Source organism: Photorhabdus bodei, assembly GCF_003287735.1.
Taxonomy (GTDB): domain Bacteria; phylum Pseudomonadota; class Gammaproteobacteria; order Enterobacterales; family Enterobacteriaceae; genus Photorhabdus; species Photorhabdus kayaii.
Genome location: NZ_NSCM01000050.1, coordinates 1 through 16,581 on the forward strand (window position 1 = coordinate 1; position 16,581 = coordinate 16,581).

At 39.3% G+C, this 16,581-nt stretch carries 14 protein-coding genes; 7 read left to right on the forward strand and 7 right to left on the reverse strand.

Annotated features, from left to right (window positions below):
* Positions 1 to 624: 624 nt before the first annotated feature.
* Positions 625 to 2,016 (forward strand): multidrug transporter subunit MdtD, encoded by a 1,392-nt coding sequence (gene mdtD, locus CKY02_RS19570; protein WP_112896590.1) that lies wholly within the window; start codon positions 625 to 627, stop codon positions 2,014 to 2,016.
* On the opposite strand, the gene rbsR is transcribed toward mdtD, so the two are convergent.
* From rbsR to rbsD, 6 genes are all read right to left on the reverse strand, one after another.
* Positions 2,013 to 3,014 carry a ribose operon transcriptional repressor RbsR gene (rbsR, locus tag CKY02_RS19575; protein ID WP_112896591.1) on the reverse strand — a complete coding sequence of 334 codons (1,002 nt, stop codon included), beginning with the start codon at positions 3,012 to 3,014 and terminating at the stop codon, positions 2,013 to 2,015. The two genes, mdtD and rbsR, sit on opposite strands and share 4 nt — an antisense overlap.
* A 2-nt stretch (positions 3,015 to 3,016) precedes the next feature.
* Complete coding sequence (gene rbsK, locus CKY02_RS19580; protein ID WP_112896592.1) at positions 3,017 to 3,946, reverse strand: ribokinase; 930 nt, start codon at positions 3,944 to 3,946, stop codon at positions 3,017 to 3,019.
* Positions 3,947 to 4,009: 63 nt separating this feature from the next.
* Entirely contained in the window at positions 4,010 to 4,900 is an 891-nt protein-coding gene (gene rbsB / locus CKY02_RS19585; protein ID WP_112896605.1) for a ribose ABC transporter substrate-binding protein RbsB, read from the reverse strand.
* Positions 4,901 to 4,924: 24 nt separating this feature from the next.
* Positions 4,925 to 5,896, reverse strand: coding sequence for a ribose ABC transporter permease (gene rbsC / locus CKY02_RS19590; protein ID WP_112878711.1), 972 nt, complete (start codon positions 5,894 to 5,896; stop codon positions 4,925 to 4,927).
* Positions 5,897 to 5,902: 6 nt separating this feature from the next.
* Positions 5,903 to 7,408, reverse strand: a complete 1,506-nt coding sequence (rbsA, locus tag CKY02_RS19595; RefSeq protein ID WP_112896593.1) for a ribose ABC transporter ATP-binding protein RbsA — start codon at positions 7,406 to 7,408, stop codon at positions 5,903 to 5,905.
* Between the two features lie 7 nt (positions 7,409 to 7,415).
* Positions 7,416 to 7,835 (reverse strand): D-ribose pyranase, encoded by a 420-nt coding sequence (gene rbsD / locus CKY02_RS19600; protein ID WP_112872190.1) that lies wholly within the window; start codon positions 7,833 to 7,835, stop codon positions 7,416 to 7,418.
* 264 nt (positions 7,836 to 8,099) lie between these two features.
* Between rbsD and ravA the strand changes: the two genes are divergently transcribed.
* Both ravA and viaA read left to right on the forward strand, forming a co-directional pair.
* A complete protein-coding gene (gene ravA / locus CKY02_RS19605) occupies positions 8,100 to 9,602 on the forward strand; it encodes an ATPase RavA (protein ID WP_112896594.1) in 1,503 nt (500 codons plus the stop codon).
* A gap of 4 nt (positions 9,603 to 9,606) precedes the next feature.
* Entirely contained in the window at positions 9,607 to 11,064 is a 1,458-nt protein-coding gene (gene viaA / locus CKY02_RS19610; RefSeq protein WP_112896595.1) for an ATPase RavA stimulator ViaA, read from the forward strand.
* Positions 11,065 to 11,070: 6 nt separating this feature from the next.
* Here viaA and asnA read toward each other — a convergent pair whose 3' ends face one another.
* Positions 11,071 to 12,063: an aspartate--ammonia ligase gene (gene asnA / locus CKY02_RS19615; RefSeq protein WP_112872187.1), complete on the reverse strand. Its 993-nt coding sequence runs from the start codon at positions 12,061 to 12,063 to the stop codon at positions 11,071 to 11,073.
* Positions 12,064 to 12,229: 166 nt separating this feature from the next.
* Between asnA and asnC the strand changes: the two genes are divergently transcribed.
* The 4 genes from asnC to rsmG all read left to right on the forward strand — a co-directional run bounded on the left by asnC (position 12,230) and on the right by rsmG (position 16,127).
* On the forward strand, positions 12,230 to 12,691 hold the full coding sequence (gene asnC, locus CKY02_RS19620; protein WP_011144463.1) for a transcriptional regulator AsnC: 462 nt from the start codon (positions 12,230 to 12,232) through the stop codon (positions 12,689 to 12,691).
* Between the two features lie 91 nt (positions 12,692 to 12,782).
* Positions 12,783 to 13,223: an FMN-binding protein MioC gene (mioC, locus tag CKY02_RS19625; protein WP_112878705.1), complete on the forward strand. Its 441-nt coding sequence runs from the start codon at positions 12,783 to 12,785 to the stop codon at positions 13,221 to 13,223.
* A 380-nt stretch (positions 13,224 to 13,603) separates the two neighbouring features.
* Positions 13,604 to 15,493 (forward strand): tRNA uridine-5-carboxymethylaminomethyl(34) synthesis enzyme MnmG, encoded by a 1,890-nt coding sequence (gene mnmG / locus CKY02_RS19630; protein ID WP_112896596.1) that lies wholly within the window; start codon positions 13,604 to 13,606, stop codon positions 15,491 to 15,493.
* A 13-nt stretch (positions 15,494 to 15,506) separates the two neighbouring features.
* Positions 15,507 to 16,127 carry a 16S rRNA (guanine(527)-N(7))-methyltransferase RsmG gene (rsmG, locus tag CKY02_RS19635; RefSeq protein ID WP_112896597.1) on the forward strand — a complete coding sequence of 207 codons (621 nt, stop codon included), beginning with the start codon at positions 15,507 to 15,509 and terminating at the stop codon, positions 16,125 to 16,127.
* Positions 16,128 to 16,581: the final 454 nt, after the last annotated feature.

Consider the following 16,581-nt stretch of genomic DNA (forward strand, 5'->3'; position numbering starts at 1 on the left):
TTAATTCGTAATGAATTAACTGTTGTTCACTCTTCAAGACTTTAAAACGTATTTTTTTGTGATACGGTCTCGTGAGTGCCCACACAGATTGTCTGATTAATTGTTAAAGAGCAGGCTGAAATAAAACGTGATATTCTCGTTCAGCCGGGCTGCGTATACTACGCTTTTCGCCCGCAGAGTCAAGCGCTTATTGGCTTTCTCTCTGCCCGACCTCACAATGTTTATCAGCGTTGTGTCGGTCAGTGGTGGCGCATTATAGGGCGTTCTTTGGCGCTGGCAAGCATTTATTGAAAAAAAATTGCCGTTAGCAGTTTTTTTCAACAAAACTTGTATTTATGTATTTTTTTCATACAAAAACTGATGATATCGACAATAATTACTCCAAAACTAAAGTAATATAAGTAGGCAAACTATTTCATCTGTTTTACCAGAATCACTTTGAAGCTATTATTTCCGATAAAATTGTACAACTGGAAGCTCATGAAACAATTGTTAAAGGTGACAATCATAGCGCACTTCTCGCTTGCCAAAAGTTATTAACAGAGCGCTAATGATCTTATATAGTAATGTATTAGATTAATATCCAACCAAACATTGGCTGGATAAAAGTAAGCAGGATTATTAATGGTAAAAACCGCTCGTAATATGGCGGGGCTACCCTGGATTGCTGCAATAGCTTTCTTTATGCAAGCCTTAGATGCAACAATTCTCAACACAGCATTGCCCGCTATTGCTGAAAGCCTCGAACATTCACCTTTAGCGATGCAATCTGCTGTTGTCAGCTATACTCTGACTGTTGCTTTGCTAATTCCAGTCAGCGGCTGGTTAGCAGATCGTTTTGGCACCCGCCGAATATTTATTTTTGCTGTATCCTTGTTTTCTTTAGGCTCCCTTGCCTGTGCTTTGTCAGGTAATTTAGCTTTTCTAGTTGTTTCACGTGTAATTCAAGGAATTGGTGGCGCAATGATGATGCCAGTTGCCCGTCTTGCTTTATTACGTGCGTACCCACGCAGCGAACTTCTACCTGTTATGAATTTTGTCACCATGCCAGGGTTAGTAGGACCAATTCTTGGTCCCATGCTCGGTGGGCTATTAGTCACTTATGCTACCTGGCACTGGATATTTATTATCAATATTCCAATCGGTTTATTGGGGATTATTTACGCTAAAAAGCATATGCCTAATTTTACCATGCCAAAACGTTCATTCGACTTTTTCGGTTTCATACTTTTTGGGCTGAGTTTAATAATGGTTTCTGTCAGTTTGGATTTACTAGGAGAGAGTTCGTTACCCGGCTATATACCTCTGACAATTATGGTTGGTGGTTTTATGATATTATTTGGTTATCTGATGCATGCTAGAAAACAACCCCAACCCCTTATCAGTCTGGAATTATTCCGTATTCGCACATTCTCTATCGGTATTATAGGTAATATTGTTACACGCTTGGGAACTGGTTGCATTCCCTTCCTGATGCCTTTGATGCTACAAGTTGGATTTGGTTATTCAGCGGTCATTGCTGGAATGATGATGGCACCAACAGCTATTGGTTCCGTTATAGCCAAATCTTTCGTTACTAATGTATTAACTCGCTTTGGATATCGTAAGATACTGGTTAGCATAACCATTATTATTGGATTAATGATTTCTCAATTTTCACTGCAATCACCAGAAATGCCCGCTGTCCTTCTGTCTATTCCACTATTTTTACTGGGTATGGCTGTATCCATTCAATTTACTTCGATGAATACCATTACTCTCGCTGATCTGACCGATAATAATGCCAGTTCAGGAAATAGCTTATTAGCTGTAACTCAGCAGTTATCTATTAGCTTCGGTGTTGCAGTAAGTGCAGCTATTCTTCGTTTCTATGAATCTATGCCTTATGGAACAATGGTTGATAACTTCCATAGTACTTTTATTACCGTAGGAATAATCACTTTACTTTCTTCGTCCACCTTCCTGTTATTACATAAGGAAGATGGAGATAACATGATCAAGAGAAAGAGCACCTAAGAACGAGAAACTGAGCTACGCTCAATCAATGTCGGAGTTAATACTAACAATTTAGGATTGCTTTCTGGGTTATCCATCCGATAAAGCAAAGTATCAACAGCCAGCTTTCCTAACTCATCTTTTGGCTGATGAATGGTTGTCAATGGTGGGATCATATAAGGGGCAAGGTCGATATCATCATAACCTATGATGGAAATATCATCCGGTACAGAAAGCCCCGCTTGGTACAGAGCCTGATAAGCGCCAACGGCCATTGCATCATTGCTGGCAAAAACAGCTTCTGGCGGTTCAGGATGTTGCAGCAATTTTTGCATTGATTCAAAACCACCAGCAAATTCAAAATCACTGTAAATTTCATAGCCTTCAGGAATAACAAGACCAGCATTTGCCATTGCCTTTCTATATCCTTGCAATCGATGATTAGCGGGTGTTTTATCTTGTGGACCTGCAATACAGGCTATTTTTTTAAAACCACAGCTAATAAGGTAATTAGTGGCTATCTCCCCCCCCAATAAAGAGTTGTCCTGAATAACATCGCTGACAATATCAAATGGAGACCAATCCATCATAACCATGGGTAAAGGAGGATAACGACGCAAAACATCACAGGAGCTGTGTTGATTTTCAGTACACATAATCAATACTCCATCTACTCGCTTTTGCAGCAAAGTTTCCATGCTGTAATCCATCCGCTTGGCATCACCCTCTGTATTACACAAGATAAGGCTGTAACCACGCTCATAACAGCTTCGTTCAACCCCTCTTACAATTTCAGCGTAAAAGGGATTATTACTGGTCGTGACCAGCATACCAATGGTTTTGGTTTGCTTGATTTTAAGACTTCTTGCAAGCGCTGATGGCGCATAATTCAATTGCTCAATCGCATCGTTAACTTTCTTTTTCACACCTTCACTGACATAACGGTTATTATTAATAACATGAGATACAGTTGATGTAGAAACGCCTGCAAAACGAGCAACATCTTTCATTGTAGCCACTGTTAATCCTGTTCAGTTAAAAATGCATCAATTTCATTTCGCCACGGGACGGAAGGCTGAGCTCCCTGACGGGTTACCGCTATCGCAGCAGCAGAGTGAGCAAATCGTATGGCAGATGACATGGATTTTCTTTCCAATAATGCTGTCACCAGCGCACCGTTGAAAGTATCTCCTGCCGCAACAGTATCTACAACGTTAACTTTAAATCCCGGAACAATCTTTCCTTTCTGACCGCTTTCACTCAACCATACCCCACGGCTACCCAATGTGATAATTACCGTATCAATACCTTTATCATGCAACACTTGAGACGCTTTTTCCGCATCTGAATCATTTTCTACTTTAATTCCAGTGAGATATTCAGCTTCTGTTTCATTCGGTGTAATGATATCCACCAGCGAGAGCAATTGATCAGATAATTTTCTGGCAGGCGCCGGATTGAGTATCACTTTTGTATTATTTTGCTTAGCTATTGTTGCAGCAAGTTGCACTGTTTCCAATGGAGACTCAAGTTGCATCAATAATGCATCTGCTTCCTCAATAATATTTTGGTAGCGATAGAAATATTCCGGTGTCAACGCCGCATTAGCGCCTGCATTGATACCAATAACGTTTTCACCTTGCTGATTAACGAAAATCAACGCTACACCCGTTGTTTCTCCTTTAATCACTTCAATGCCAGAAGTTTTAATATTATCCTTTGCTAACTGCTGATAGATACGAAAACCAATATCGTCTTCACCAACACAAGCAATAAATGTAATGTCAGCACCGCTGCGGCCTGCTGCTACCGCCTGATTAGCACCTTTACCACCAAAAGCAACTTGATATTGTTCCCCGATCACCGTTTCCCCCGAACGAGGGAATGACTTAAGATTCAAAATATGGTCAGCATTAATGCTGCCAAGCACCGCAAGTTTTGCTGTACTCATTACATTTATTCCTTTTCAATTATGCCGTCACCACCATCAATGAGTAACGGCACAAATACCGATTTATTTTTTAATAACTAACTCCAACTCCACAGGGATGACGGCTTCAACTTTTTCGCCTCTCAGCACTTTATTTGCAGTCTGAACACCAACGATACCAATTTGATCAGGACGCTGAGCGATTGTCGCTCCTAGTTTTCCACGTTGAACAGCTTTGATACCATCTCCAGTACCATCAAAACCAACAACTAATACATCGCTTTTACCTGCTGTTTGTAAAGCGCGCAAAGCACCTAACGCCATCTCATCATTCTGAGCAAATACAGCTTGTACAGCCGGATGAGCCGTCAGTAAGTTCTGCATAACGTTCAGTCCCTTGGTACGATCGAAATCAGCAGGCTGACTAGCTAACATATTGAATTTATGTTCCTGTGCTACCTTATTAAATCCTTCACCACGTTCACGGGCAGCAGAAGTGCCGGCAATACCTTCTAGCTGAATAATTTTGGCTTCATCCCCTAATTTTTCGGCGATAAAATCACCCGCTATTTTACCCCCCAAGCGATTATCAGAAGCAATATGACTGACAACAGTACCTTTATTCGCTATCCGATCTAGAGTAATGACCGGAATTTTGGCATTGTTAGCCATAATAATGGCATTACCAACAGCATCGGAGTCAGTCGGGTTAATTAGCATGAGTTTAGTACCACGTACCGTCAAATCCTGAACATTAGCTAATTCTTTTGCTGGATTATCCTGAGAATCCAACACAATTAGGTTATAGCCCAACTTATCCGCCTCTTTTTGAGCGCTATCTTTCATTGTGACAAAGAATGGATTATTCAGTGTAGAAATGACTAACGCGATAGTGTCTTTCGCTAATGCATTTATACTTACAGTCATACTTAGCGCAACAGCAGATAAAATTGTTACTAATTTCTTCACTTTCATCATGTTATTTCCTGTAGGGTGAGGTTATTTACCACTTTTGTTATCAACCAGAACTGCCAACAATATTACAATTGCTTTAACAATCATCTGATAGTTAGAAGAAATACCTAATAAGTTTAAGCCATTATTTAAAAAACCGAGGATTAGTGCACCAATCAGAGTACCAATAATTAACCCCTTACCACCAGCTAGGCGAGTTCCTCCCAGTACTACGGCAGCAATAGCATCTAATTCATAACCTCCTCCCGCCATAGGTTGAGCAGAAGAAAGACGAGCGACTTCAATAATACTTGCCAATGCCGTCAGTAAACCGCATAAGGAGTAAACGATAATTTTAATTTTATCGATATTGATACCAGATAAACGGGTAGCCGATTCATTCCCCCCCAAGGCATAAATATAACGACCTAAACGGGTGTGATGCAGGATATACCATGCGATAACAAAAACTATCAACATCAGCCATACTGGAGTAGGAATTCCCAGTAGACGGCCAATACCAAACCAGCCAAACAGATCCGCATTATCACTGAATCCTGTATTTATTGGGCTACCATCAGTATAAACACGGGTTATTCCACGAAGTAACAACATCATGACTAGAGTGGCAATAAAGGCCTGTACTTTACCTTTAGCAATTATTATTCCTGTACAAGCACCAATTGCAGCACCTAAAGCCAAAGCACTCACGATAGCCACCAGAGCATTAACTTCCGTACCAACCAATGAAGCTGCTACTACACCTGTTAACGCAAGCAATGAACCAACAGACAGGTCAATACCCGATGTCAGGATAACCAATGTCATCCCAACGGCCATAATGGCATTGACTGATGTTTGTTGCAGAATATTAAACAAGTTATTTAAAGTGAAAAAATTTTGGCTAAGAGAAGAAACTACAGCTATCAGCACTAGCAACGCAATCAGTGACTTTTGTTTCAGTAACCACTCTTTAGTAAACCAACGTTTAAATGTCGGTGATATATTAGAATTCATACTGAATTACTCCTGAATCGCTCCATATTGTTTGCCTACAGCCGCTGCCATCAAAACTTCTTGAGTTGCCTGTTCAGCAAAAAATTCGCCACTGATCTGGCCTTCACACATAACCAAAATACGATCACTCATTCCTATCACTTCTAGCATTTCAGAAGAAACGAGAATAATACTTAGCCCCTCTTTCTTGAATTGATTAATTAACTGATAAATTTCTTTTTTTGCACCAACATCTACACCACGCGTAGGTTCATCCAGAATAAGAACTTTTGGTCTAGTCATTAATCCACGGGCAATAGCTACTTTTTGCTGATTACCACCAGAAAGTAAACCTATAGCTTGTCCCATTGAAGGTGTCTTGATACTAAACAATTTAATAAAGTCACTAACTGCATTCTGTTCTTCTTTATGATTAAGACCACCTAACCAGTTACTGAAATAACGTAAGGCAGTAAGAGACATATTATCTTTGATTGACATTCCCAAAACTAAGCCATCACGTTTACGATCTTCTGAAATATAAACAATCCCACAAGCTAACCCATCCTGAGGGTTACGAATTACAATGGGGGTTCCATCCAGTGTGATTCGTCCCTGAGTTTTTGGCAACGCACCATAAATAATTTTCATCAATTCAGTGCGGCCAGCCCCCATTAGCCCTGATATACCCAAAATTTCCCCGCTATAAAGAGAAAAACTGGCGTTTGTCACACCGGAACCAGAAATCTGCTTAACCTCAAGTCGTTTTTTGCCCCGAGGTAAATTCAGGCGAGGATACTGATCTTCCAGTTTTCGCCCAACCATCATTTCAATCAGAGTCTCTTCTTTTAGCTCTTTTACCGACTTTTCACCAATAAATTGTCCATCACGGAATACCGTCACATCATCGCAAATTTCAAAAATTTCTCTCAAACGATGGGAAATATAAACAATACCGCACCCCTGAGATTTTAGTTCATGTATTACGAGAAATAATGATTCAGTTTCTGTATCGGTCAGCGCATCAGTTGGCTCATCCATAATGATAACTTTGGATTTAAAACTCAGTACCTTAGCAATTTCAACCAGTTGCTGATTACCGATAGAAAGTTCAGCGACTAAACGGTGACTGCTGTAACTCAGATTCAATTTTTTTAAAAGACGATCGGCTTCCTGATACATTTTTCCCCAGTCAATCGCACCGAATTTATTAACAAATTCGCGTCCCAGGAAAATATTTTCAGCAATGGTCAGTTGGGGAATAAGATTTAATTCCTGATGGATAATCCCGATCCCCGCTTCCTGAGAGGATCTAGGACCAGAAAAAATCACTTCTTTTCCTAGGTAATGAACCGTGCCTGTATCTCTGGTATATATTCCAGTCAACACTTTCATCATCGTGGATTTACCGGCACCATTTTCCCCTACCAGAGCCATCACTTTACCCGGGTAAACACGTAGTGCCGCTCCAGATAATGCTTTGACACCAGGAAAAGATTTACTAATTCCTTTTAGTTCCAGTACAGGCAGCATAATCACCTCAGAAAGTCACACCAGCACAAAAGATAATATTAGCATAAGGAGAATGCTCTCCTGTGCGAATCACCGCTCGGCTATGTTTTGTTTTTTCTTTCAACATATTGTGACTAATATAATCTACAGTAATTGAATTCCCTTGCTGTTTCTCAAGCTCTTTAATTTGAGTTAATATTAATTGATGTATCAAAGGATTATGGTCAATGATCTCCTCAGCTAAGAATGCAGCTTCAATCTGCATTTCTTGTGTAACGACATTAAGAACGGATATAAAACTAGGAATTCCCTGGGTTAGCGCTAAATCAATCCGCTGGGCTAAAGAAGGAATTGGTAATCCAGCATCACCAATTGTAATCTGGTCAGTATGCCCTAGCTGAGAAATTACGGCTGAAATTTCAGAATTAAGTAATACACCTTTTTTCATTTTTTTATTCCATTAGCGAAACGTTTCGCTATTTAGTAATATAGAAAGTAATATTTAAAATGCAACATTAGTGATACAAAAATGTGATCACTATCGAAACGTTTCGATAATAAAAGAAACGAAAAAAAACGTTAACTTATTGAATATTTGACGCTGAATCGATTTTTAAGGTAAATATTGTCTACATCAACAAATAATGATTAAAATCTATGGAGAAGGCTAATTAGGTTTTATCTAATCCAACAGATAATATTGGTATGAATTATGCTATTATTAACAGAAAAAATAGTTTGCTTAAGTCACTATCTGGAAAGTGGTCTGTATGAAAGACAACAGACTATTCGTTTATGTTTGCTAGCTGCATTGTGTGGAGAAAGTGTTTTTCTACTCGGCCCTCCAGGTATCGCAAAAAGTTTGATAGCCCGACGATTGAAATTTGCGTTTCGTGATGCCAGAGCATTTGAATATCTGATGACTCGCTTTTCAACCCCTGAAGAAATTTTCGGCCCTCTTTCTATTCAGGCACTGAAAGAAGAAGGACGTTATCAACGTCTAACCAACGGATATTTACCTGAAACTGAAATTGTCTTCCTTGACGAAATATGGAAAGCCGGTCCGGCAATTCTTAATACCCTACTGACTGCAATTAATGAAAGAAAATTCAGAAATGGGGATACAGAAGAGAAAATTCCAATGCGATTACTTATAACAGCATCCAATGAGCTACCTGAAGCAGATAACAGTCTGGAGGCACTTTATGACAGAATGCTAATTCGTATCTGGCTGGATAAAATTCAAGAAAAAAAGAATTTCCGAGCGTTACTCACTAGCCACAAAAATGAAAATGATAACCCTGTTCCGGCAGACATTCAAATAACAAGTGAAGAATTCCATCAATGGCAAAAAGAGGTTGATAAAATAGTTCTACCAGATAGTTGTTTTGATATTATTTATCATCTACGTCAGCAACTTGATGCAACAGAACATTCACCTTACGTTTCAGACAGGCGCTGGAAGAAAGCCATTCATTTATTACAAGCCAGTGCTTTCTTCAATGGCAGAAAAGAGATATCACCTCTTGATTTAATATTACTGAAAGATTGCCTGTGGCATGATCTTCACTCTTTTAAATTATTACCCCAATACTTGAATACTCTCATGACCGAACAGGCATATCGGCAAAGAATATTATCTCAACAAATTGATTCGCTTTATCACCAATGGACTCAAGCCCGTCAGGATAAAAATGATCAGCAGGCGTTAAAGCTGGAAAAACAAACCAGTCTGTTTGGACGTAAAATACAATATTCGCTACCCGATCATATCAATGAAGAAAAATTGATTCTATTCCTACATACACCTCTTCATCTCCATGATATTAAAGTCAATTTCATTGAATTGGAAAAAAAAGCGTTGATTATCTGGATAAACAAAGGCAGAGAATTATCAGCCCGTCTGAACGGCATTGGTTTTCCACAAAACATAGCAGCCGAAGTTAATTCAGCACATCAGCCAGAAATTTTTGATATCAGCCGCCGTTCATCCACGCTATATTTACCAGATCATCAGCATCAGCAAAATGAAGAAAACAACGAGTGGCTGGAAAGATTGGAAAAAGTTAATCAAGAAATTCATCACCAACACCAACTGTTTAATCAGCATCAGCCATGTCTATTTATTGAAAATCATTGGCTTGCTACGATAGAGCAAAGCTTTATCCAGTTATCAGATAAAATTAAGCAGTTGAAAATAAAAATAGGCAGCTAATTAAATGATTAGTCTGACAACCCTTGATCTTTTACTGTCAATAAACGAAGGAGAGATGATAGAAGAGATCATATTAACACTTTTAGCTTCACCTCAGTTAGCTATCTTTTTTGAAAAACATCCTCGCTTGAAACGTGCACTATTAAAAGATATCCCTGGCTGGAAACACGATTTACAGCAAAGGATTAAAGAAGCGCTCATTCCTGCAACTCTAGCAGAAGAATTTCAGTTATATCAACAAGTACTGTCTGCCAATACAAATCATTTTTACCCTAAACTTCCCGATATTTTAGAAACTCTGAACCAAATTGAATCCCCTTTTAGTGAAGAAGCACAGAAACTCGCAACCAACACCATTGCTGATTCAAATACACTACAAACCCTATTTATTCAACGATGGAGGATCAGTTTGATCCTGCAAACTACAACCTTCCAGAAGCAATTATTGGAGCAAGAAAAAGAGCAATTACTGGCAGAACTGCAACAAAGGCTGACACTAAGCGGTAATCTTGATCCTGTTTTTAGTGAAAATGATAGGGCAACAGGACGATTATGGGATATGAGCAAAAGTCAGTTAAATCATTCCCAAAATGATAAGCAGTTATTGATCCGCTATAGTGAATTTCTTCACCAACAGCCGGAACTGAAAAAATTAGCTCAATTACTTGGACGTAGCCAATCTGCAAAATCAAAACCACAAGAAAACCATTCTTTCGAACCCGTTACTACAATCGAACGAACACCCGATACCGTTCCTGAACAGATAAATGGTATCGGACAAAGTAATGATATTCTGCGTCTGTTGCCAATAGAATTAACGATATTAGGAATTGAAGATCTGGAATATGAGTTTTATCGCAAATTAGTGGAAAAAAAACTCCTGACCTATCGCTTACAAGGTGATAACTGGCGAGAAAAAACAACATTACGGCCAGTCACTCATTATAGCCAGGAAGAAAAACCGCAAGGACCATTTATTATTTGTGTAGATACTTCCGGTTCTATGGGGAAATTCAATGAAAAATGCGCCAAAGCCTTTTGTCTAGCACTGTTACGCATTGCTCTAGCTGATAATCGCAACTGTCATATCATGCTATTTACGACAGGAATTGTGCACTATGAATTATCTTCACCAGATGGTCTGGAACAAGCTATTCGTTTTCTCAGCCAAACTTTCAAAGGAGGGACAGATCTCGCTTTTTGTCTGACAAGCACAATAGAAAAAATGAAAGAAAAATGTTGGAAAAATGCTGATGCTGTTGTTATCTCAGATTTCATTGCTCAGCGTCTGCCGAACTCACTAATCCATCAGATAAAAAATCTGCAACTGCATCAGCAACACCGCTTCCATGCGGTCTCCATGTCCCAATATGGTAAGCCCGATATTATGCGGATATTCGATCATATCTGGCACTTTGATACCGGACTTAAAAGCCGTTTACTGCGAAAATGGCGTCACTAACTTGAATCAAAGCATATCTTCTACAGTTTCGCGTACTTCAGGTGACCAGATACTGCACTGAACTTGACCAATGTGTTTCATTTGCAGCAGTAACATCACTAAACGGGATTGACCAATACCGCCACCAATAGACTGCGGCATGTCGCCTTTGAGTAACGCTTGATGCCAATCATATTGTAAACGCTCTTCATCACTAGTCAGTGCTAACTGACGCTCCAATGCTTCTGCATCAACACGGATACCCATAGAAGAGATCTCAAACGCATCCTCCAAAACAGGGTTCCAGACAATGATGTCGCCGTTTAGACCAACAAAACCATCGCTGTTTGGTGTCGTCCAGTCATCATAATCAGGCGCACGCACATCATGAGATTGACCATCAGATAATTTCGCACCAATACCAATGAGGAAAACAGCACCTAATTCTTTAGCAATAGCACGTTCACGGCCTTTTGCATCCAGATCCGGATAACGGCTTAGAAGCGTTTCGCTATGAACAAAGTGAATTTGATCTGGCAGGAACGGTGCCAGACCAAACTCTTTGCTGACAGCTTTTTCTGTTTCTTTTATTGCTTCGTAAATTTTACCTACTGTCTGTTTAAGATAAGCAAGTGAGCGTTGCCCATCTCCCATCACTTTTTCCCAATCCCATTGATCAACATAAACAGAGTGAATTGGTGTTAAGCGATCCTCATCTGGACGCAATGCTTTCATGTGAGTGTAAAGCCCTTGTTCAGGCTGAAAGCCAAAACGACCCAGTGTCTTACGTTTCCATTTAGCCAACGAATGTACTACTTCGAAAGTTGAATCCGGTAAAGTTTTTACTTTTACCTGAACAGCTTTTTCATGGCCGGACAAGTTGTCCTGAATACCATCTCCCAAACAACTTAGGATTGGCCCCTGTACTTCAATCAGACCCAGTTTGCTTTCCAGCAAACGGGAAAAGAAGGATTTCACAAAACTGATTTGTTGCTGCTTTTCAATAAACGACTTTTTCATAATGTTATTCTCTAATTTTTTAGGTGGCCCTGATGTCCTGTTGGAAACATTAAGCAATAAAATGAGGGATAAATTCAATATACTTTAATAAAAATAGACTTTATGATTCATAAAATTCATTTTTAAGATTAAAAAAATGAAAATTCCTTAAAAAAAGGGGCTGGAAATGGCAGAAATTTATCAGATCGACAATCTAGACCGTGACATACTTCACGCTTTAATGGACAACGCACGTACACCTTATGCCGAACTAGCAAAGAAATTTGCTGTCAGTCCGGGAACAATTCACGTTCGCGTGGAAAAAATGAAGCAAGCAGGAATCATTACCGGTACCAGAGTCGATATCAGCACAAAACAACTTGGTTATGATGTGTGTTGCTTTATTGGCATTATTCTTAAGAGTGCTAAAGATTACCCATCAGCTCTGAAAAAACTAGACAACCTGGATGAAGTAGTTGAGGTTTATTACACAACAGGCCACTACAGTATCTTTATTAAAGTTATGTGCCGTTCAATTGAATCCCTTCAAGATGTACTTATCAACAAAATACAAACTATCGATGAAATTCAATCAACAGAAACCCTGATCTCCTTACAAAACCCGATCATGCGAACAATCAAGCCATAAAATAAAATTTGTTATAACCATATTATCCACAGGTAGATCCCAATAGATTCACAGCGTACAATAGCGGCTCTTGAAATCTGTTGGGATCACTATGGCCACTATTACCTTAATCAGCGGCAGCACGATGGGCAGTGCTGAATACGTAGCTGAACATATGGCTGAAATTCTGGAAGATGCTGGTTTTTCCACTAAAATGCTACATGGCCCCTCTTTAGATGAACTTCCCCAAGAAGGAATCTGGCTAGTCGTCACATCTACACATGGAGCAGGAGAATTGCCAGAAAATATACAACCATTGGCCGCAGAAATTTCTGACCAAAAACCTGATCTCAGCAAGGTCACGTTTGGTGCTGTTGGCCTTGGTAGTTCCGAATACGATACTTTTTGCGGTGCAATAAGATCATTTGACCAACTATTGATAGAAAATGGTGCTAAACGTCTCGGTGATCGTCTGGAAATTGACATTCAACAACATGAGATCCCCGAAGATCCAGCAGAAGAATGGGTTAAAAATTGGGCAAACTCACTCTAATAAGAACAAAAAAACAGCAAACGATTGTGGATAACTTATCTAAAAAGCCGGGGTTAACCCGTAGTTATCCATAGTATAACTATATGACAATGATCACCCTGTGAATAACTACCGATTTAGATCCCAGCTTATACCTTGTGGGATCACGGATCATTCACAACAAATGATCCTTTACAGCTTTATGATCTTTCTAAGGAAAAACAACTTATCCACAAAAGATCATGATCCTAATAAAAGATCTAATAAACAGATCTTTAAATAAAAAAGATCTTCTTTTAATTACCGGTGATCTCACCCACTTGGTCTATCACCGAAACTTGAGTAGAATTCTCCTCCCTTAATGCAACACTGAGCATTTTTATAACTAAAGGTTCATCACCATGTTTTATCCAGAACAATTTGACGTCATCATTATCGGTGGTGGTCATGCCGGTACCGAAGCGGCTATGGCAGCCGCTCGTATGGGCCGTCAAACCTTATTGCTGACCCACAATATTGACACTTTGGGCCAAATGTCATGTAACCCAGCCATTGGTGGGATCGGTAAAGGGCATCTGGTTAAAGAAATTGATGCGCTTGGTGGCTTAATGGCTAAAGCAACTGACCAAGCTGGTATCCAATTCAGAACTTTAAATGCCAGTAAAGGGCCCGCAGTTCGTGCAACACGTGCCCAAGCGGATAGGGTTCTCTATCGTCAAGCTATACGCATGGCATTGGAAAACCAACCTAATCTAATGATCTTCCAACAACCTGTAGAAGATCTCATTGTTGAAAATGACACAGTTACTGGCGCAGTGACACGCATGGGCCTTAAGTTCAGAGCTAAAGCTGTTGTTTTAACTGTAGGAACATTTCTTGACGGTAAAATCCACATTGGTTTGGAAAACTATAGTGGTGGAAGGGCTGGTGATCCCCCTGCTATTTCGTTGGCACAGCGCTTACGTGAGTTGCCTTTACGTGTAAACAGATTGAAAACAGGAACACCACCACGTATTGATGCTAGAACTATTGATTTTAGTCAGTTAACACAACAACTAGGTGATTATCCAACGCCAGTATTCTCTTTCCTTGGAAATGTGAAACAACATCCACAACAAATACCGTGTTACATCACCCATACGAATGAAAAAACCCACGATGTAATCCGCAATAATCTGGATCGTAGCCCAATGTATACGGGGATCATTGAAGGGATCGGTCCTCGCTATTGTCCTTCAATCGAAGATAAAGTCATGCGTTTTGCGGATCGTGATGCTCACCAGATTTTCCTTGAACCTGAAGGATTGACTAGCAATGAAATCTATCCAAATGGTATTTCTACTAGCTTACCATTTGACGTACAGATGCAAATTGTTCACTCCATGAAAGGAATGGAAAATGCTCGCATTATTCGTCCTGGTTATGCAATAGAATACGATTTCTTCGATCCAAGAGATCTAAAACAAACATTAGAAAGTAAATTTATCCACGGTCTATTTTTTGCTGGACAAATCAACGGCACGACGGGTTATGAAGAAGCTGCTGCTCAAGGACTCTTGGCAGGCCTTAATGCAGCTCGTTACGCTTCAGAAGAAGAAAGTTGGTTCCCTCGCCGTGATCAAGCTTATATTGGCGTTTTAGTTGACGATTTATGTACTTTAGGGACTAAAGAACCATACCGTATGTTTACTTCTAGAGCCGAGTATCGCTTGATGCTACGTGAAGATAATGCAGACCTGCGTTTAACAGAAAAAGGCCATGAGTTAGGGTTGGTAGATGATTCACGTTGGGAACATTATTGCCGTAAAGTGGAAATGGTTGAACAAGAACGCCAACGTTTACGTAATATTTGGATTCACCCTAATTCAAATAATCTTGATGACATAAACAATATATTGAAAATGCCATTGTCGAAAGAGGCTAATGGTGAAGATCTACTGCGTCGTCCTGAAATGAACTATGAACTTTTGACTTCATTGCCTCTGTTTTCTCCAGGTCTTGAAGAACCACAAGCCGCTGATCAAGTTGAAATTCAGGTCAAATATGAGGGATATATTGCCCGCCAGCAGGAAGAAATCGAAAAACAGCTACGTAATGAAAACACATCATTACCGGTTGATCTCGATTACCGCCAAATTAGTGGTCTTTCCAATGAAGTTATCGCTAAACTCAATGATCATAAACCGAGTTCAATTGGTCAGGCTTCACGTATTTCAGGAGTAACACCTGCGGCCATTTCAATTTTACTTGTGTGGTTGAAAAAACAAGGATTATTGCGCCGCAGTGCTTGAGAGGATCTTGATTATGCTTAACAAACTAGAATTGTTGCTGACCAAAGCAGGAATAGAATTGTCACTACAGCAAAAACAGCAGCTTATAGCCTATGTTGATATGCTCAATAAGTGGAATAAAGCTTACAATCTCACGTCGGTACGTGAGCCAGAGCAAATGCTGGTGCGTCATATCATGGACAGTATTGTTGTCAGCCCTTATTTGCAAGGTCATCGTTTTATCGATGTGGGCACAGGTCCAGGGTTGCCAGGTATTCCGTTAGCTATTGTTCGTCCAGATTCTCATTTCACATTGCTGGATAGTTTAGGTAAAAGGGCGAGATTTTTGCGTCAGGTTCAGCATGAACTTGATTTGGTAAATATTGAACCAGTGCAAAGCAGGGTTGAAGCGTATTCTTCTGAACCACCTTTTGATGGCGTAATAAGCCGTGCTTTTGCTTCGTTACAAGATATGGTCTCTTGGTGCAGTCATTTGCCTGAGCCTATTCATGGACGTTTCTATGCACTTAAAGGTGTGCTTCCAGAAGAGGAGCTGACTATGTTGCCTTTGGGAATTTCTATCGATTCGGTTATTAAATTAGATGTTCCTGAACTGGAAGGGCAACGTCATTTGGTTATCCTTAAATCAAACTGATTTTGTTATTTGTCAATAAAGTTATAAATAATTAGTGATGTTGAGCACAATTATACGGTAGTCAGCATCGTTAATTATGGTTTGCCTCGTTTCAGCTTTAATTTACCGAGTTATTACATAAAAATAACGTTATCTTGATATTAAGATAGTTGAACCTTTAAAAATCAGATAAAGCGTTTTTTCATCAGATTCACTTTTTTAAACTAGCTAAAAATTAGCTTGGTGATTTAAGTCATAATATAATCACTCTTTTGTATAGAATTAAATTAACCAATTGATTTTATTATTAATATATTTTATTTTTATTTATTGTGAATGTTAAATATAATTAACAAATGAAAAATTTATGTGATTTAAATCACATTTAAGTCTGAAATGTATGAAATTATTAAAAACAAGAAATCAGGACAATCATTAGCTTGCAATCTGGCACTAAAATAAAAAATTTAAATAA